This window comes from Pseudomonas sp. NBRC 111138 (genome assembly GCF_001320835.1).
GTDB classification, from domain to species: Bacteria; Pseudomonadota; Gammaproteobacteria; order Pseudomonadales; family Pseudomonadaceae; genus Aquipseudomonas; species Aquipseudomonas paracarnis.
The window spans coordinates 1-17,754 of the sequence record NZ_BCBO01000052.1 but is presented as its reverse complement, the minus strand read 5'-3'; the positions used below and the strand labels follow the sequence as shown (position 1 = coordinate 17,754).

At 60.4% G+C, this 17,754-nt stretch carries 11 protein-coding genes; 6 read left to right on the top strand and 5 right to left on the bottom strand.

Annotated features, from left to right (window positions below; translation table 11 throughout):
• Window positions 1-17 precede the first annotated feature (17 nt).
• Together APH41_RS09490 and APH41_RS09485 are read left to right on the top strand one after the other, a co-directional pair.
• On the top strand, window positions 18-1,076 hold the full coding sequence (locus APH41_RS09490) for a diguanylate cyclase (protein ID WP_054918633.1): 1,059 nt from the start codon (window positions 18-20) through the stop codon (window positions 1,074-1,076).
• Window positions 1,077-1,124: 48 nt separating this feature from the next.
• Window positions 1,125-2,354: a M20/M25/M40 family metallo-hydrolase gene (locus tag APH41_RS09485; RefSeq protein ID WP_054918631.1), complete on the top strand. Its 1,230-nt coding sequence runs from the start codon at window positions 1,125-1,127 to the stop codon at window positions 2,352-2,354.
• Between the two features lie 104 nt (window positions 2,355-2,458).
• Here APH41_RS09485 and APH41_RS09480 read toward each other — a convergent pair whose 3' ends face one another.
• The 5 genes from APH41_RS09480 to APH41_RS09460 all read right to left on the bottom strand — a co-directional run bounded on the left by APH41_RS09480 (window position 2,459) and on the right by APH41_RS09460 (window position 13,267).
• The gene (locus tag APH41_RS09480; protein WP_172832683.1) at window positions 2,459-3,400 is read right to left on the bottom strand and encodes a transposase; all 942 of its coding nucleotides are present in this window, start codon (window positions 3,398-3,400) and stop codon (window positions 2,459-2,461) included.
• Window positions 3,401-3,785: 385 nt separating this feature from the next.
• Window positions 3,786-4,184, bottom strand: coding sequence for a hypothetical protein (locus APH41_RS09475; RefSeq protein WP_371262620.1), 399 nt, complete (start codon window positions 4,182-4,184; stop codon window positions 3,786-3,788).
• Window positions 4,185-4,209: 25 nt separating this feature from the next.
• A complete protein-coding gene (locus APH41_RS09470) occupies window positions 4,210-8,955 on the bottom strand; it encodes an RHS repeat-associated core domain-containing protein (protein ID WP_054918627.1) in 4,746 nt (1,581 codons plus the stop codon).
• 128 nt (window positions 8,956-9,083) lie between these two features.
• A complete protein-coding gene (locus APH41_RS09465; protein WP_054918626.1) occupies window positions 9,084-12,158 on the bottom strand; it encodes an efflux RND transporter permease subunit in 3,075 nt (1,024 codons plus the stop codon).
• 2 nt (window positions 12,159-12,160) lie between these two features.
• The gene (locus APH41_RS09460; RefSeq protein ID WP_054918694.1) at window positions 12,161-13,267 is read right to left on the bottom strand and encodes an efflux RND transporter periplasmic adaptor subunit; all 1,107 of its coding nucleotides are present in this window, start codon (window positions 13,265-13,267) and stop codon (window positions 12,161-12,163) included.
• Between the two features lie 100 nt (window positions 13,268-13,367).
• Between APH41_RS09460 and APH41_RS09455 the strand changes: the two genes are divergently transcribed.
• The 4 genes from APH41_RS09455 (at window position 13,368) to APH41_RS09440 (ending at window position 17,659) form a co-directional block, all read left to right on the top strand.
• Window positions 13,368-14,573 carry a multidrug effflux MFS transporter gene (locus tag APH41_RS09455; protein ID WP_054918624.1) on the top strand — a complete coding sequence of 402 codons (1,206 nt, stop codon included), beginning with the start codon at window positions 13,368-13,370 and terminating at the stop codon, window positions 14,571-14,573.
• Between the two features lie 76 nt (window positions 14,574-14,649).
• Entirely contained in the window at window positions 14,650-15,516 is an 867-nt protein-coding gene (locus APH41_RS09450; protein ID WP_054896578.1) for a pirin family protein, read from the top strand.
• 166 nt (window positions 15,517-15,682) lie between these two features.
• Window positions 15,683-17,128 (top strand): mechanosensitive ion channel family protein, encoded by a 1,446-nt coding sequence (locus APH41_RS09445; RefSeq protein WP_054918623.1) that lies wholly within the window; start codon window positions 15,683-15,685, stop codon window positions 17,126-17,128.
• A gap of 93 nt (window positions 17,129-17,221) precedes the next feature.
• Window positions 17,222-17,659 (top strand): carboxymuconolactone decarboxylase family protein, encoded by a 438-nt coding sequence (locus APH41_RS09440; RefSeq protein WP_034125784.1) that lies wholly within the window; start codon window positions 17,222-17,224, stop codon window positions 17,657-17,659.
• The last annotated feature ends 95 nt before the right edge of the window (window positions 17,660-17,754 follow it).

Genomic DNA, 17,754 nt, shown 5'->3' with positions numbered 1-17,754 from the left:
CCAGGATCGCCCCCACCATGCCAGCCGTCGGAGGAAAAGGACTTCCGCTCGCTTTGCGCTTGTACAAATCTCGCCTGCTGGGGCTGACGCTCGGCTTTGTATGCGTGGCGTTCGGCATGTATCCGTTGAATCCGTCCCTGTGGGTGTGGGCCTGGATGCTGATCAATGCCTTTGCGTGGCCGCACCTGGCTTTTCAATGTTCGTTGCGCTCGGCCAATACCTTGCGCAGCGAACGCCGCAGCCTGCTGTTCGATTCCTTTTGCGGTGGGTTCTGGGTTGGCGCGATGCACTTCAACCCGCTGCCCAGCGTCACCACCCTGTCGATGATGAGCATGAACAACGTCGCCATCGGCGGGCCGCGTTTCCTGTTCGCGGGTTGGGTGGCGCAGGCACTGGGGCTGGGCACCGCGTTGCTGCTGTTCACACCAGGATTTATCGCCGTGACCACCCAGGCCCAGCTGTATGCCTGCCTGCCGATCCTGATGCTGTATCCCCTGGCCCTGGGCTGGATCTGCTACCGCCAGGCCGTCACCTTGGCCCGCCACAAACGTGAACTGCTGGCCTTGAGCCGCACCGACAGCCTGTCGGGCCTGCTCAACCACGGCGCCTGGAAGGACCATCTGGACCTCGAGTTTCAACGCTGCCGCCGTGGCCCGGGCGGTGCCGCCATCGCGTTGATCGACATCGACCACTTCAAGACCATCAACGATACCTACGGCCATGTGACTGGCGATATCGTCCTGCGCCAACTGAGCAAGGTGTTGCGCCAGAACCTGCGCACCAACGACTTGGCCGGGCGCTATGGCGGTGATGAGTTCTGCGTGATCCTGCCCGATATGCCCCTCAACCGTGCCACCGAGGTGATGGAGGCATTGCGCAGTCGCTTCAACGCCTTGGCCTACGCCCAGGACCCGACACTGCGAGTGAGCCTGAGCATCGGCCTGGCGCCGTACCAGCCTAGCCACGCCGACTCCATCAGTTGGCTCAACGATGCCGACCAGGCGCTGTACGAAGCCAAGAGCAGCGGGCGCAACCGGGTCAGTTCGGTACAGGGCAGTTGGTTGCGGTCAGTTTAGTGGGGTAGGGTGGCGGGGCACCTTCCAACAAAAAACAAGGATCGGTCCATGCTCTTCACGTTCCCGCGTACCCTTTTGGCCGCTACCCTGGCCTTGTCTTTCAGCCTGCCGGCCTACAGCGCCGAGCCTCATAAACAGATCCAGCAACAGGCCGAACAATACAAGGCCGAAGCCTTGAAGCTGCTGGAGCGCCTGGTGAATATCGACTCGGGTTCAGGCTACGAGCCGGGCCTGACCCAAGTGCGCGATATCGCCGTGAATGAGTTGAAACAGTTGGGTTTCACCATCGAATTGGTGCCGGATAAAGCCGCCAACAATAGCCATGTGGTCGCCACCCTCAAAGGCACCGGCAAGGCCAAGATCCTGCTGATGGCCCATATGGACACCGTATTCAAGGAAGGCTCGGCTGCCGAGCGCCCCTTCCACATCAAGGACGGCCGCGCCTACGGCCCCGGCGTGATGGATGACAAGGGCGGCATCGTTGCGGGCATCTATGCGCTCAAGGTCCTCAAAAGCCAGGGCTTCAAGGATTACGCGCAGATCACCTTCCTGCTCGACGCCAGCGAAGAAACCGGCTCCGACGCCGCCTCCGAACTGATCCGCAACACTGCCAAAGGCCACGACGTGACCCTGAACCTGGAACCCGGCCGCCCCGCCGACGGCCTGGTGGTGTGGCGCAAAGGCAGCGCCACCGCGGTGGTCGAAGTCAAAGGCAAGGCCGCCCACGCCGGCGTCGCCCCGGAACTGGGACGCAACGCCGCCATGGAAGCCGCGCACCAGATCCTGCAACTGGGCAAACTCGGCGATGAAGACAAGAAAACCACCATCAACTTCACCGTGCTCAAGGCCGGTGACCGCACCAACGTTATCCCTGACCAAGCCACCGCCAAGGCCGACGTGCGTGCGGCCTTGCCGGAAGAGTTCGACCGGATCGAGAAAGACCTGGCCCGGGTTTCAGCCAACAAATTGATCCCGGAAACCGAAGTGAACACCAGCCTGCAGCGGGGCCTGCCACCGATGCCGCAGACAGCCGAGTCGGATAAGTTGGTAGCGATAGCCCAAGGGATTTATGGCGAACTGGGACGCAAGTTGACTATCGAAGGCAGCGGCGGCGCGGCGGATGCCAGCTTGTCCGCCGGTGTAGGCACGCCGACGCTGGATGGGTTTGGGATAGTGGGGGGCAATATTCACACGGCGGAGGAATATGCCGAGGTGGAGAGTGTGGTGCCGCGGGTTTATTTGTTGAGTCGGATGATCATGGAGCTTTCCAAGCGCTGATCAGAACACTGGATTGCAGAACGAATCGGGTTTGAATGGGGGAGGAGTGCCCGTCCGGCAAACGCAGATCCCCTGTGGGAGATTCTATGGTTGAGGGGCAACCCTCAACCAACTTTTGGCTGATATTCGCTTTGCCCTTTCAGCAGAGCGAATACCACCCGAGCAAGCTTGCGGGCCAGTATTACCAACGCCTGTGTGGTGCTATAGCCTCGCGCCCTCTGTGCTTGATAAAACGCTTTCCATGTCTCTGTTCGGCTAGCCGCCATCGCTGCGTTATGCAGCAGGCGCCGAGCTTCTGAGTCGCCGCGCTTACTTAAACTACGACGACCATCCTTCTGTCCTGACTTGTTGACGCGCAAATCCATACCAAGAAAGGCGATAAACGCGTCCGAATTCCTGAACTCTCCCCGTTGGAAGGTGGCAATCAAACGCGCGCCAGTCAAAAAACCGATGCCTTCGACTTTCAAGCAACGCTTCAACTGACCCAGTAAACCTGCTTCTTTCAGGCAGTCACTGATCATTTTTTCGATTAACCCTTCCAGTCTCTGCATCGACTTCACCTGCTCGGCAAACGAGGCCTTAAGAAGCGGCTCGTTCGCCCAGCTTTGCGTTAGGCTGACGCGCGCCTGAACCAAGGCTGCGCGCCGACGAAACAGGCTTAGAAGATGGCGATACAGCGGTGATGGAGGTGTCCAGGGACGCAGTTCGTCTGCCTCCTTTCTCAAATAGCGGACGAGCAACTTGGCATCCAAAGCATCGGTCTTGGCCCGGATCTTCACGCTTTCGCGGTAATGCTTGAGCTCATAACCTCCAACCATGTAAACCACGCAACCAGCTTCATGAGCTAGATCAGCAAATTCCAAGTGGTAGATATTGGTGGCTTCAATTGCGATGGCCACTTTGCAGGACAAGGCCTTCAGCCATTTTTTGATAGCGGCTTTGGTGTTTGGGATTGTTTCTAACAGATCGACTTCAGCGTGATAAATCACCAGTTCATTCTTAGCGACATCGACGCCTACGATTGGCTTTGAGACAGAAACTGGCATTGCCATGGGGCTTCCTCCGGGCTAAGGTTTTGAGCACTTGAAGGGCTCACCCAGAGGCGCAGGCTTGTTCCTATCGTCGGTCATAGCCAGATGCATTCTTTATCGGCGCTTGGGTGAAAGGAGGAGGGGCGAAATCTCCCACGGTCTGTACTGCGTCAACAGTCAGAATCGGGCTTTGTCCCTTCTCCTCCCTTCAAGTCCTAGCATACAAGCGGGCTTGCCCGCGAAGGCGGTGTGTCAGTCGCTGCATGTGTTACTGCACTACCGCTTTCGCAGGCAAGCCAGCTCCCACATTTGATCTTTGTTGATTTGAGCGTTGTGTTTGCTTGAGTAACTCGCATTGGGGCAGCCCCTCCGACATCGAGTACTGCGTTCAATGCGGAAGTCACCATGTGGAAGGGTCTTCGAGACTGGCTTTTTGAAGGTCGTCTTTCCAGACCTCGTTGGCCAGTCGATAAATGTCCGCAAAGAAACCTCGGGGGTCGTCTATTTCTGTTTCGTCCCAAGCCATTGTTATGTACTCATCATAATCGCTTTCAAATTCTTTCGAAAAGTCGAAGTCGGGTTTGTCTAGCACATCTCTAAGTGCAGCCATTAATACGAAGCGATGTCTGTATGACAAATGCATAAGGTCCTTCAGAACAAAAGAAATTATGATTTTTTCTCTGTCTTTCTCATTGTTAGGGTCGTACTTCCATAGTTCTTTTCCAACTGTATCCTCAAGGTCGTATATCGATAAGGCTCCCAATATATGAGAGATATTAGGGGTGTAAGGGGTGTTCATGAATGGGCACTTCAGCATTGTCTGCTCACTTTGGGAATGCGGTAAATGGCCGAGTCGGATTGTTTCTATCAAATCTGATCTCTGTTCTGTCCATATTTTCAATGTACTTAGGGTCGTTTAAGTTTCGGTGGTTAGGCTTGTAGCCTCGTCCGGCTCCGGGTAGCTCGACTATAACCACAGGGTTACCCCTTCTATCAAAACCTGTAGGAAGTGGTGAATCGCCCTGCATCCTGCCCATGGCTTTATTTATAGCGTTAAGCTGCATCACCCAGGTTTTAAATTGAGAGCTGGAATTGATAGCTTCTCTCTCCCCAGTGGTCGGATTTGTTCCATCAATAGATCGTTGCCTTAAAGCGTTATCTGGTATCTCTGGGCTATGCTTTTCAACCGAATGCATATCATATTCCTGCTCCCAACCCAGCACTTTTCGTTTTGCATTTGCCTCTGCCAGTTCATCTATTCTCGCCTGTCGCTGAGTACGCCCCAGTTGAGGTAAAGCGGGCGCGCCTTCATTTACACTAGGCTTCGGAAGAATAGGAGGAGCGTTAGGCTTGCATTGGTCCCCTGGGCAGGTACTTAATCCTAATGGATCCACCCACCCTGTAGGGTTTGGCACATACCGGTACCCATTGATCCCCCCCGCCAACTTCACCGGATCTGGCGTCAGGTAACGACCAATATCTGGATTGTAGTAGCGATGGCGGTTGTAGTGCAGACCGCTTTCCTGATCGAAATACTGACCCTGAAAGCGCAGCGGGTTGTCGATGTTGCTTACGTCGAGCCGGGCGATCTGGCCGTAGGCGCGGTAGTGGGCGGACCAGATGATTTCGCCTTCGGGGTTGGTCAGTTCCTGCGGGGTGCCGAGGTGGTCGAGTTGGTAGTGGTAGGGCGTGGTGGCTTGTGGACCGAAACCTTCCAACAGCGCCAATGGGCGGAAGCTGTCGGGTTCGTAGAGGTAGCTGCGATGGCGCTCTGCATGGTGTTCGGCAATCAGCTTGTCGCCTTGCCAGAAAAACTCGGTGGTCTTGCCGTCTACGGTCTTGCTGATGCGCCGCCCAAACGGGTCATAGCGATAGCTGGCGGTTTCGCCGTTCGGCTTTGTGATGCTGATTAACCGATGCTGGCAGTCGTAGCGATACTCAGTGACGAGTTGCTGGCTTTTGCCGCGGCGTTCGCGGATGAGGTTGCCGAAGGCGTCGTAGTCGTAATGACGGTCGCCTTGGATCATCAGGCGGTTGACCGCGACGATGTCCGGGCCGGGGCGGTCTTGCATCAGCAGGTTGCCGGCCGGGTTGTGGGCGAAGCGTTCCTGTACGTCTTGCGAGTGGTCGGCGCGGGTCAGGCGATTAAGCGGGTCGTAGCGGTAAAGGTGTTCGCCTTTGCGAGTGTCGAGCAGGCGGGTGAGGTTGCCGCTTTTGTCGTAGTCGTATTGGCGTTGGTAGAAATAGTTTTGCTGCTGCGTAACGGCGTGGGCGTGCAGACGATTCTGGTCGTCGTAGTGGTAGTGGCTGAGCAGTTGGCCTTGCTGGCGCTGATGCTCGCGGCCGCTCTTGAATAGATGTGAGGTGAGCACTTCACTGTTGATTTCGACGGTAGCGAGGTGGCCGCCTTTATCGTGGGTGAAGGTGACGCGGTTATTGTCCGGCAGGCACAGGTTTTTCAGCTGGCCGCAAGCGTCGTAGCCGTAGCGCAGGGTGCCCCAGCCCTGGTGTTCGGCGGTGAGGCGGTTTTGGCGGTCGTATTCGTAGGCCAACGCCCAGTGGCCGTCCTCGACGCTGAGGAGGTTGCCCTGGCGGTCGTAGGCATAGTCGACAACGCTGGCATCGGGTAGGGTTTTTCGGACGAGGCGACCGGCGTGGTCGCGCTCGTAGCGGGTGACTAGCTGACTGCCATCGTCGCCGTATTCAGTTTTTTCCTGCAGGTTGCCGTTGAGGTCGTAGACGTAGGCGGTGCGTTGGCCGTCGAAGCCGGTTTCCTGCTGGATCAGGCCGTTGGGGTGGTAGTCGAGTTGGTAGGTTTCGCCGGCTTCGTTTTCGATCTCGGTGAGCAATAGCCGAGCGTTGTCGTAGCGGTACTTGACCTGGGTGCCGTCGGCGTTGAGGCGGCGGCTGATCAGGTGCAGGCCATCGGCGTATTCGTAGCGGGTGACGTGGCCCAGTTCGTCGCGTTCGGCGATGATTTTGCCGTAGGGGTTGTAGCTGAATTCCCTACAACCACCGCCTGGCAAGACGAGGCGAATCAGCCTGCCGACGCAGTCCCAGTGATACTGCGTCAGCGCACCATGCTCATCCTCACAGGCAACTTGCCGTCCCAGATCGTCATAGCGATAACGCTTGATCCCACCATGGGGCAATTGCTCTTCAAGCAGTTGCCCGCGTTCGTTCCACACCAGTCGATGGCAACTGTGATCCGGGTACCAAACTCCATTCAGTTGCCCGTGCTTGTTGTAGCTGTAGTCAGTAACCTCTCCATCGGGATCGGTCCTACGCGTAACATCGCCTTGCTCATTACGCTCATATTTCCAGACCGCCTCCCCACGTCTGACAACCCGTACAAAACCGTTGTCATGCTCGTAGGACGTTGGCTCATCATCCCCCGGAAACAGCGCGACCAAGCGTCCGGCGTCGTCATACTGATAGGCCGTCACCGCGCCCATCGGGTCTTGCTCGACGGTCAGCCGGCCCTGGTCGTCGTAGGATTTAAAGTGCGTGGCGCCGTCCGGATCAATCCTCTGCACCAGCCGCGCCCGCTGGTCATGGACATACACCTCCTGGCTACCATCGGCGTTATGCACCGTGACACGCCCGTCATCGCCCCAGGCATAGCGCGTGTCCATCTGCGAAAAACTCGCCCAATGCCGCACGCAGCGGGCCGCCTTGCCCGCGCCTTCCCACGCCCAGAAGAAACTCGCCCCACCGGCTAACTGCCGCTCGACAATGACGTGCTGATCGTCGTACCGATAACGCTCGCTTTCACCGACGGCATTGGTCGCACACACCAGTCGGCCAGCTTCGTCATAGGCGTAGGAAACGATATTCTGCTCGGTTTCCCAAACGTAGGGCTCACGCCCTTTGGCGCGATGAACCTGGTAGTCCACCGCGACGATGCGGTCCAGCTCATAGCGCAGTAGTAGGGAACGACCAGCACCGTTATCCAGCCGCTCAATCCGTCCTGAGCGATCACGGCAAATGCGCAGACGGTTGTCATACGCATCGCTGATGGAAACCAAGACACCGTTACGAAAGTGATAAAACCGCGACGCCTGGGCCAGCACCAGTTCATCAGGAGCCGAGCCCAAGTAGATCGCTGCTTCCGCCAGGCTATTGGTAATCGCCGGTCGAGCAACTGAGGGCAAGGGCAGGGTGGTCGAGCGGTTCTCATGATCGGTCCACACCACCGAATCGCCCGACACCACCAGCCGATGAGCCAGCCCATGACTCCAACCAAACCCCAACCCACAATCCACATCCACCGCACTGGTGCGGTACAGCCGCGTCCACTCAAACGGCAAGATCCCATCCAGCGCGCCATCGGTGAGGGTCAGCAATTCCTCGCCGGTAACCATCGACACCGGGCAACCGTGAGTGACCGTTTTATCCGCAGGCGTCGCCGCATCCCCCTTCGGGTTCGACGCCACCGCCGGCACATCATCCACACGCTCTTTCTGCGTCAGCACTACGTTCTGCCGCGCTCGCCAGCGCATCTGCACCGTGCCTTGCTTCAGCCCTCCCACCACCCCGCGAACCGCCACCGCTTTGTAGCGGTCCACCGCCCGCATGAACGTTGTGAGGATCGTCAGCACACCGGTCACGAAACCCACGGCTGACTGAAGAATCCCTGCGCCGTACTTGACCAGGCGCATACTCAAATACGCTACGCCCGCTGCCGGCAGCGCGATGGTCAACACCACGCCAATCACCAGGTCAATCAGCAGCGATACCATAAAACCGGCGGCCGCTTGCGCAACTTCACTAGGTGGTGACGCCTCCAGCCAGATCATGGCGGTGCGCAGTAACAGGTACAGCGCCGCCTCATCACTGGCCAGCAACATCGCCTGTTCCATGACCTTGGGCGCATCGGTGGCGATTTGCGCCAACTTCGCCGCCTCGCTACCCAGTTGCTCGACGTACTTGAGCGGGTCTTCAAGAATCGCCTGCACCTGCTTGATGCTGTCCCACACGTCACGGATCGCTGCCCAACTGCCGGCGAGCACGCCGTTGCCTATTGCGCTGGCCGGGGATTGCTGCCAATGCGGCTTGAAGCCTTGCCACTGCTCGCGCAGCCATTGCTCCAGATCCGCAGTCAGCCCGGCATAGGAAGCAAACAAGGCATCGACTTGCTGCGCTGAAACGCCGCCCTGAACCCTTACCTGATAGCGCCCGCCGGCGGCGCATTCGTGGAAACCGTCGCCGTGCTCGTCGAGCAGGATGACCCTGGAGCTGCCGTCATCCAGCCCGATCACTTCAACCGGAATATTGCCGATCGGCACGTCGTACGCTGACTCGAACCTGCTCTGGATCTTCAGCACACCCCCTGCCGGACAGCGGGCCACGGTGGAAAAGTCCGCATCGCCAAGACCGACCGACTGCTGTGCATCCCCAACCCGCAACACCCGATCCATACCCAGCAACGAAGGCATGTCCGCTGCATGACTGACCGTATCCAGCGCACGCGAATACCAGGCGCCCATCTGCTGGCGGTACTCCACCAGGCTCTGATGGAAACCATCCAGCTCGTGTTCGATAAAGGTAATGTGGGCTGCTTGGGTCATCCGCAGCGGCTCCCCACGAGGGGCGGCCAGGTAACCAAGGCACTAACAGGAAAAACCATCTGCAATCCCTCGCACTGTTTGATCAGTCGAGGGACTTTGCAGCGGTGGAAAGCGGAGGGGAGTAGAGCTTATCCGGCAGTTACGTGGGACGTTTCAGCAACCTTGTCGCGCAGTACCAGGCTGCACAGCGCCGGCAGGAACAACAGCGTCAACACCGTGCCTACCAGCACACCGCCAATCAGCACATAAGCCAGCGACGACCAGAACACCGAGAGCGTCAACGGAATAAACGCCAGCGCCGCCGCCAGTGCGGTCAGGATCACCGGGCGGGCACGCCGCACGGTGGCTTCGATAATGGCCTCGCGAATCGCCACGCCGTGGTCCTGGTTCTGGCGGATCTGGTCGGTGAAGATCAGCGTATTGCGCATCAGAATGCCGCCGATGCCAATCAGGCCCAGGATCGCGTTGAAGCCGAACGGCTGGTTGAACAGCAACAAGGTCGGCACTGCACCAATCAGGCCCAACGGCGCGGTAGCGAACACCATGAACATCACGCCGAACGAGCGCACCTGGAACATGATCACCGTGAGGGTGAGCAGGATCATGATCGGAAACAGCGCCGCCAGGGCCACGTTGGCCTTGGCGCTTTCCTCAACCGGGCCGCCGATGTCGATTTTGTAACCGCTGGGCAGCTTGGCGATCAGCGGTTGCAGGTCTTTGTACACCGCTATTTCCACATCGGGCGGTTGTACGCCATCGATGATGTCGGCGCGTACCTCCACGGTGGTGGCGCGGTCGCGGCGCTTGAGGATCGGTTCTTCCATCACCGCCTTGAAATGCCCGACCTGGGCCAGCGGCAACGACGTACCGGCGCTGTTGGTCAGCGTCATGTTGTTGAGGTTGGCCAGGTCTTCGCGTTGGCTGCCTTGGGCGCGGGCCACCACTGAGACGGTGCGGTTGCCTTCGCGAACTTCGGTGATCGGGTTGCCGCTGAGCAGGGCGTTGAGTTGGGACTTGACCTCGTCGGGGGTAAAACCCAGCAAGCGCAAGCGATCCTGGTCCAGCACCAGGCGATAACCGCTGGCACGCTCGCCCCATTCTAGGAAGGTGTCTCTGGTCAGCGTGTTGCCGGCCACGACCTGACGCACGTCTTCAGACAGCCCGCGCAGCACATTCAGGTCGGGCCCCGAGACGCGAAACACCACCGGGAACGGCACCGGCGGGCCGAAGACGAGCTGCGTGACCCGTACCCGCGCCGACGGAAATTCGCCTGCCGCAATGCGCTCGCGCATCCGCAGTTTCAGCGCGTCGCGGGCGTGGGAGTCCGGGGTTTGCACGATCAACTTGGCGAACGCCGGGTCTGGCATTTCAGGGTTCAACGACAGGAAAAACCGCGGTGCACCGCCGCCCACATAGGTGTCGACCATACTGGTCTGCGGTTCTTGCAACAGCGCCTTCTCCACCTGCGCCGCCACGGCTTCGGTGCTTTTGAACGCGCTGCCGGGTGGCATATACACTTCCAGAATCAGCTCCGAGCGGTCGGAGTCCGGGAAGAACTGTTTCTTCACCACCGCCATACCCAGGCCGCATACCACGAACGCGGCCACCACCATGCCGGTCACCAGCCAGCGCCCGCGCACGCAGGCCTCCACTAGGCTGCGCAGTTTCTGGTAGTAGCGCCCGGCATAAATCGCATCATGCCCGCCGGGCACTGGCTTGATCTGCGGCAACAACTTCACGCCCAGGTAAGGCGTAAACACCACGGCCACCAACCAGGATGAAATCAGCGCGAAACCCACGATCCAGAAGATATTGCCGGCGTACTCACCCGCCCCGGAGCGTGCAAAGCCAACCGGCAGGAAACCGATAATGGTCACCAGAGTCCCGGTCAGCATCGGCGCCGCTGTTGAGCTCCAGGCGTAGGTGGCCGCGTGGATGCGGTCAAAGCCTTCTTCGAGTTTGACCACCATCATCTCGATGGCAATGATCGCGTCGTCCACCAACAGGCCCAGGGAGATGATCAATGCGCCGAGGGTCACGCGGTCGAATTCACGGCCGGTGACCAGCATGATCACGAACACGATCGACAGCGTAAGCGGCACGGCCGCCGCCACCACCAGCCCCACGCGAAAGCCCAGGGCCAATAGGCTGATCAGCATCACCACGGCCAGGGCGACGAAGAATTTGAGCATGAACTCGTTGACCGCCAGGCTGATGTTTTTCGCCTGGTCGGAGACTTTGGCGAAGTTCACGCCCAGCGGCAGGTCGGCCTGGATTCTGGCTTCCTGGGCCTGCAGGCTCTTGTCCAGTTCCAGGCCGTTCCAGTGCTTCTCCATGATCACGCCCAGCATCAACGCCGGGTCGCCCTGATGGCGGATGCGATAACTGGGCGGGTCTTCATAACCCCGGCTCACGGTGGCCACATCGGCGATGCGCAATACGCGGCCATTGACTTGCAGGGGCACGTTTTCGATCAGCGCGAGGCTGTCGAACGCGCCGTCGATGCGGATATAAGCGCGGGCGCCCGCCGTTTCGACGAAGCCTGAGGGCGCCACGGCATTTTGTGCGGCGAGGGCGGCGAAGATCTGTTCGGGCTTGATGCCCAGGGTTGCCAGGCGCTCATAGGAGAACTCGACAAACACGCGCTGGGCCTGCTCGCCAAGGATATTGACCTTCTTCACCCCTGGCAGGTTGAGCAAACCCTGGCGCAGCTCCTCGGCCATTTGCACTTGTTGGCGATGGGGCAGGTGTTCGGCTTCCAGGGCGTACAACGCAAAGTACACGTCGGAATATTCATCGTTGAAAAACGGCCCGATCACGCCCTTGGGCAGGCGCGTGGCTTCGTCGCTGAGTTTTTTGCGGGTCTGGTAGAACAGCTCCTGAATCTCGCTCGGGCGCGTGGACTCCAGGAAGGTCATGCGCATCGACACAAAGCCTGGCTGGGCGATGGTCTCGACGCGATCGTAGTAGTCCAGTTCCTGCAGGCGCTTTTCCAGGCGGTCGGCTACTTGCTCCTGCATCTCCTGGGCGGTGGCGCCGGGCCAGGCGGCGGTGATGGTCATGACCTTGACGGTAAACGAAGGGTCTTCGGCTCGCCCCAGTTTGCCGAACGCGAAGACCCCGGCAACGAGGATCGCAATCAGCAAGAACAAGGTGACGGCGCGGTGCTTGACGGCCAGTTCGGAGAGGTTGATCCCGCGCATACTCATTGATCCTGCTCACGGTTGAGGGCCAGCGCCTGGGCGGGCAGCAAGCGCACCGTATCGCCGCTGTGCAGCAGGTGAGCGCCGAGGGCGACGATGGTTTGGCCGGGTGTTACGCCGCTGTCGAGCAAGGCGTCTTCTTGGCCGAGGCTGGCGACCTTCACCGGGGCAAAGCTGATCTTTTGATCATCGCCAATCAGCCAGACGCCCGTGCCTTGCCCCGCATCCTGCAAGGCGCCAATCGGCACGCGGGTTTGCAGGGGCTGGCCGTTGCCTTGCAGGCGCACGGTGATGGTGGAGCCGAGGGCGAAACGCTCGACCGAACCCTGCAGCACGTAACGTGCGCGGTAGGTGCGGGTGACCGGGTCGGCGCTGGCGGACAGTTCACGCAGGGTGGCGGTCACGGCCTGGTCCGCTGCGCCAAAGGGAAACGCCAGGGCTTTTTGCGCGGCCAGGTCACGCCGGTTCTCCGGCAGGTTGACGATGGCTTCGCGGGCGCCGTCATGGGCCAGGCGCGCCACGATTTGCCCTTCGGCCACCACTTGGCCGCGATCGGCCAGCACGTCGGTGATGATGCCGTCGCCATCGGCCTTGAGTACCGAATAAGTGCGACGGTTTTCGATCTGGCTGGCATCCGATTGCGCTGCGGCCAGTTCGGCCTGGGCGACGCGCAGGTTGGTGGCCGACTGGTCGAAGATCTGCCGCGACACCGCGCCGGTGCTGGCCAGGCGCTGGTAGCGGTTTTCATCGTCACGACGCTGGCGCAGTTGGGCCTGGGCGGCGTTGACGCGGTTCTTGGCCGAGCGAAGCGCCAGTTCGAAGTCGCCGATGTCCAGCACCAACAGGGTGTCACCACGGGAGACGTGCTGGCCGGGGTCGACCTTGCGCTCGATCACCTTACCGCTGACCCGAAAGCCCAGGTCGCTTTCAGTGCGTGCCGCCACCACGCCGGTATAGGCGCTTTGCTGGGTGCCGGCTGCTTCGACTGTGGCGGCCAGCACCGGGCGCGATGTGGGCGCCTGGGCGGCGCTGTCGGCCTTGCTGTTACAACCACTGAGGACCACCAGCAGAGCCAGTGGCGTGAGAAGGCGCAGGGGGAGAGGGGGCATGACGAACTCCAGGGTGACCATAGGGCAAAAAATTATAGACATAATTTTTCGCTCATATTATGGTCGAAATATAAATTAATCCAGCCCCCGGATACTCCCCATGGCAAACGCCCCGGCACCCTCACGCAGCTTGCTGTTCTTGCTGGTTGCCCTCACCGCATTGGGTGAAGTCTCGACGCAACTGATCATCCCCGGCCTGGGTGCCATCGAGCACGCGCTGCAGGCGCCGCAAGGCTCGGCACTGATGGCGCTGTCGGCATTCGTTGCTGCGTTTGGCCTGGGGCAGCTACTGTTCGGGCCGCTGTCGGATCGCATCGGCCGGCGGCCAGTCTTGATCGGGGGCCTGACGCTCTACGTAGTGGCGACGCTGGCGATGCTGCTGGTCACCGACATCCAGCAGTTTATCGCCGCCCGGGTGTTGCAAGGCCTGGGCGCGTGCGCCGCGCTGGTACTAGCGCGCACCGTGGTGCGCGATGTGTGGAAAGCCGAGGCAGGCCCGGCCCTGGCGCTGACGATGATCGGCATGTTGTATGCCATCGTCGTTGCGCCGATAGCAGGGGGCTTACTGATCAAATTACTGGGGTGGCGTGCGCCCATCGCCCTGGCGTTGGTGATCGGTAGCCTGGTGTTATTGCTGGCGCTGCTGTTCTTTCGCGAGAGCAATCATCACCTCGATCCCAGGGCCGCACACTGGCGCACCCTCGGCGGGCAGTATCTGGATCTGCTTAAGGGGCGCCAATACCGTGCTTACGCGGTGGCCCTGGCGTGTACCTATGGCGCGATGTTTGCGGTGATCGCGGGTTCATCGGCGGTGTTTATCAATCTGCTGGGGTTCAGCAGCCTTGAATACGGGCTCAACTTCGGGCTGATTGTGTCGATGCTGATCGTCGGCTCCACTTATACCCGGCGTAACATTCAGCGCCTGGGGCCGCAGCGCATTGTGGCGATGGGTGTGACGATGGTGGCGGTGGGCGGGGTGGCAGCCCTGGCGATTTACGGAGTGTTCGGGTTGTCGGTAGTAGGGCTGGATATTCCCATCGCCCTGGTCACGCTCGGCGGCGGCCTGGTGCTGCCCGGTTCCGTTACCGGGGCCGTGATGCCCAATGCGCATCGTGCGGGTTTAGCCGCCGGGCTCATGGGATTTGCACAGATGTTCGGCGCCACGTGCAGCGGGTTGTTGCTGAGCCAGTTACGCGATGGCAGTGCCGCGCCGATGATCGTTATCCAGGCCGGGTTTGCACTGTCGGCACTGGTTGCCTTTCAACTGCTGCGCCAACGCCAGGTTAAAACGCTGTCCTATATATAGAACGATCAGGGCCATTTTTACCGGCTAGTGCTCAAGGGTGAGGCGATTTAAGGTGTACTCACTTTGGAGGTACACCATGAAAAAGCTGATTGGTATCTACACCAGCCCCCGCGCCCACTGGGTCGGCGACGGCTTCCCGGTACGCACGCTGTTTTCCTACGACACCATGGGCAAGCACATCAGCCCATTCCTGTTGCTGGATCACGCAGGTCCAGCCGAATTCACCCCGACTGAACAACGTCGCGGCGTCGGCCAGCACCCGCATCGCGGTTTTGAAACCGTGACCATCGTCTACGACGGCGAAGTCGAGCACCGCGATTCTACCGGTGCCGGCGGCAAAATCGGCCCGGGCGATGTGCAATGGATGACCGCAGCCAAAGGGATCCTGCACGAAGAGTTTCACTCCCAAGACTTCGCCCGTAGTGGCGGCGCACTGGAGATGGTGCAACTGTGGGTCAACCTGCCGGCCAAGGACAAAATGGCGGATGCCGGTTACCAGACCATCGTCGATGGCGACATTCCGGTGCTGCCATTGGCAAACGACGCCGGCCACCTGCGGCTGATCGCCGGGAAATTTGCCGGTACTCAAGGCCCGGCCCGCACCTTCACTCCGATAGACGTATGGGACTTGCGCCTCAACGCCGGTAAAGCGGTCACGCTGGACCTGCACGCCGGGCGTAACACCGCCTTGGTGGTGCTCAGCGGCACGTTGTTGATCAATGGCGAGGAGGTCGCACGCCAGGGGCAATTGGCGCTGTTCGAGCGCGACGGTAAGCAACTGACCCTGGAGTCCAACGACGACGCCAAGGTGCTGCTGCTCAGCGGCGAACCCATCGACGAGCCCATCGTCGGCCACGGTCCGTTCGTGATGAACACCGAGCAGGAGATTCACCAGGCATTTGCCGACTTTCAGTCGGGCAAATTCGGGCAGATGCACGCCTGACGGTTCACCGCAACCTCCTGTGGGAGCTGGCTTGCCTGCGATAGCATCACCCTGGTGTAGCTGATACACCGCGGTGTTTGCATCGCAGGCAAGCCAGCTCCTACATTTTGTTTCCAGGTTTCTGATTTCATGCGATCTTCTCGGCATTCGCCCTGGAGTCGCCTGGATGCCCTCATTTATCGCTGATCACCCGATGCTGTGCGCCGTGGCGTTGATCCTGATCGACATCGCCGTGTGGCGCCTTATTTCCGCCAACCTGGCTAACTGGAAACTCGCAGCGCGGCTGGTGATTTTCGCGGTGTTCAGTGCCGTGTTGTTCAACGACGGCATGAACCCCATGCAAGCGGCGCCCTATGCCGATGACACCACCTTGCATCTGGCCGCCACGGCGCTGCAGATCGGCTGGTGGTTGTTCGCCGCGCGCACCCTCACGGTATTGCTCGGCGCGGTGATGATGCAGCGGGTCGGCCATACCGGGCGTTTGTTGCAGGACCTGATGGGCGCAGTGATTTTCCTCATTGCGATCATCGCCGCCATGGCCTACGTGCTCGACCTGCCGGTCAAGGGCGTGCTGGCCACCTCCGGCGCCGTGGCGATCATCGTCGGCCTGGCCTTGCAAAGCACCCTGAGCGATGTGTTTTCCGGGATCGTCCTCAATACCACCAAGCCTTACCAGATCGATGACTGGATCTCCATCGACGGCACCGAAGGCCGTGTCACCGATATCGACTGGCGCGCCACGCGCCTGCAAACCTCCCAGGGCAGCCTGGCGGTGATCCCCAACTCCCTGGCGGCCAAGGCCAAGATCATCAACTTCTCGCGTCCGGCGGACATGTTCGGCCTGGCGGTCAGCCTGCAAGTCAGCCCCCATGCGCGCCCGCAAACCGTGATCGAAGCGCTGGAGCGTGCGATGCAGGGCTGCCGGCCGTTGCTGGCCCAGCCGGCGCCCAGCGTCGCGTTCAAGGCGTCCACCGGCAGTGGCGTGGAATATGAGATCAGCGGCTTTGTGCCGGCCATGGGCCTCAAGCGCGAAACCCGCAACCAGCTTTACGACCTGGCCTACCGGCATTTGCAGGCGGCGGGCGTGGGGCTGTTGTCCGCCACCGAAGGCAGCACGCCGCCTGCGGTGTCTGGCGCCCGCGCCTTGCTGGAGCGCTCGACGATCTTCTCCACCTTGCGCCAGGAAGAAAAAGACACCTTCAGCCAGAACATGACCCTGCACACCTACCGCGCCGGTGAGATGATCCTGGCGGCGGGGGAGGTCAGCGATCACCTGTTCATCATCGAGTCCGGCGTGGTCTCGGTGCTGTTGATCAAGGACGGGCACAAGTTCGAGGCTGGGCGCATGGGCCCTGGTGAGGTGATCGGTGAGTCCGGCATCCTCTCCGACCAGGCGGCGCTGGCGGATTTTTCGGCCAAGACCTACTGCACGCTCTACCGCATCGAAAATGAATACCTCAAGCCGTGCCTGGACGCCCGGCATGATATCGGCGAAGCCATGAAGGCGCTGCTGGACTTCCGCCGCCATGCCGCCCAGGCCCTGACCGAAGACGCGCCCGTGGTACCGGTCAAGAAGGGCTTCATCCAGTGGCTGAGGAACCGCGGCCTGTAGATTGGTCACCTGTTCTTCGCCCGGATTGGCTATTTCTCCAGAACGCTGCGCTGACTACTCTGCGCACCTATCCCAACGTTCTGGAGATTCACCATGCAAACCCGTACCGATTTCTATACCGCCTCCCCGGACGCCATGAAAGCCATGCTCGCCCTGGAAGCGGCGGTGGGCAAACTCTCCATCGAACTGCCACTGCTGGAACTGGTGCGCTTGCGCGTATCGCAGATCAACGGCTGCGCGTTCTGCCTCGACATGCACACCGCCGATGCGCGCAAGGGCGGCGAGACCGAACGGCGCCTGTACACCGTGTCGGCCTGGCGTGAAACGCCATTTTTCACCCCACGTGAACGCGCCGCGCTGGCCTGGGCCGAAAGCCTGACGCTGCTCAGCCACACCCACGCCCCCGACGAAGACTTCAACGCCCTGGCTGCGCAGTTCAGCCCCCAGGAACAAGTGGACCTGAGCGTCGCCATCGCCACCATCAACAGCTGGAACCGCCTGGCGGTGGGCTTTCGCAAGATGCCCAAGTAACGATCAGAGAGTTGCTGCTTTTTGTGGCGAGGGAGCTTGCTCCCGCTCGACAGCGAAGCTGGAGCCGGATTTTGGGGGGCGCTTCGCACCCCAGC